This is a genomic window from bacterium, assembly GCA_024228115.1.
Classification (GTDB): Bacteria; Myxococcota_A; UBA9160; order UBA9160; family UBA6930.
On sequence record JAAETT010000308.1, the window covers coordinates 1 to 1,814 of the forward strand.

At 62.7% G+C, this 1,814-nt stretch carries 1 protein-coding gene; it reads left to right on the forward strand.

All coding sequences use genetic code 11. The features are described 5' to 3' along the window. Positions 1–163: 163 nt before the first annotated feature. On the forward strand, positions 164–1,678 hold the full coding sequence (locus tag GY937_13720; GenBank protein ID MCP5057763.1) for a hypothetical protein: 1,515 nt from the start codon (positions 164–166) through the stop codon (positions 1,676–1,678). Positions 1,679–1,814: the final 136 nt, after the last annotated feature.

Here is a 1,814-nt window from a genome sequence, read left to right on the forward strand (position 1 = left end):
ATCTCCCGCCACTCCTCGCTCGACCGCCTCACCTTCCCGTTCGCTTGCACCCGCATGCCGCCTCCTCCCGGATTGTCATGCGGTGGGTCTACATCTCGCCGGCGAGCCCGGGAAGAACGGCGATATCCGGCCGCTTACGTTTTGGCGCCAGATCCTGGAGTCAGTGGGCGCTTCTGTGGTCCACGAGGCGATCGCCGCCGCCGGAGTCGGCGAGCCGAACCTCAACCACGAGTTGCTCGCCACGCTCCTCGGAAGTGGCCTTTGCGAGACCGCGATCACGACGAACTTCGACGAGCACGTCGAGCCTCTCCTCAGTGCGAACGTGGAGGTGTTAGTCCCGAGCCAGCTGGAGACCGAGATGGCCGTCGACGGCCCAACCTACTTGAAGTTGCACGGTTCGATTGGTCAACCGGCGTCTCTCTCCTTCACACTGGAGCAGTACGATCAGCTCTTGCCCCGCAACCTCGCGCTCTTCGAGCTGGTGGAATCGGACGCCCCCCTCGTCGTGGCCGGATACAGTGGCTATGACACCGACGTATTGCCAGCCATCCGCGCCGCCGCCGCGCGGGCGCCGTGGACAGCGGTAGTTCAACATCCCGGCTCCAACGACGATCAGCCGATCCTCGATCTCGCCGACGATCCAGAGTTGCGCTGCTCCATATTGGTCTCGGACTGCGCCACCGCATTCTCTGTACTTTGCGCAACTCTCGGGCTCGCCTTTGGCGAACCGTCAGCGCACACGGCTACGTTGAGAGACGATGTGGATCACTATGCGGCTGCCGTATCGAAGCTGAGACCATTTGAGCTCCCCCGCGTCTTGATGGACACCTTCGGACTGGCGGGAGAGTGGAACCTGGTTCGCCGGTACGCCCGGCTCTGCCACGATGCGCTGACGGACGAACGATACCGTGCTCTTGGCTCGGCGAGAGAGTTTGAATCGCTACATCACGCCCTCGCCCTCGCACTCCGATTCGCTGGGGACGCGATCGGCGCTCGAACGATGCTCGGAGAGGCTCGAAGCTCTCTCGAAGAAAATGGCGGACCTCTTTCGGCACACATGCGCCAGCAGCAGGCAGAGTCGATCGTCGCCGACGCCCCGTCGCAGCTGCACTCAGGTGAGCCTCGAGTGATCGAGCCTAGGAGGGGTTTTCTCCCCTCGGATGTCCTGACCGCGCAAGGGCGTCTGGCCGAACTATTCGGCGGCGCACGTGACGACCACTCATCGTTCATGAGGAACTGGGAGATCGGTGTGACGAGACGAAGGGAGGGACAGCCAGGGGCGGCAATCGGAGCCTTCGAGGCGGGTCTCGAATTCGCTCTGAGCGAAAGGGCAACGCATCTCGAACGTGGCCGATTTCTGCTCGACTTCGGCGGTGCCGTTGCCGAACACTCAGGTCAGCTTCGAGACGATGAAATGGCCCAGCAAGCGCACGTGATCCTCCTCGCGAGCGAGTCGGCTACAGCGGAGGCAGGGGACTACCGAACGAACGGTCGCGCGAACCTCATGCTGGCACGGCTGTACATGGGAGGGGAAAGCTTCGACGAGGCGCGAGATCGAATCGAACGCGCCCGCAGCGCGGCTGCACGTACCGGAGATTCAGCCCTCGATGGGCGAATCGAGTCCTTGGCTAACTTGTTGGGCCAACTAGAAGCAGGACGGGGACCGCACAGGGGCTAACCTGAACTATGCACGAAAGTTGGCTGAGAAGCTGGCTTTCCAATGTTTCAGCGTGCCGCGCGGCGATTGACGCTGACGGATCTCGTTTTGGGTGGTCGATGCCCATTCCGTGGCGCGAATGCGGAGTGTGCTTCGG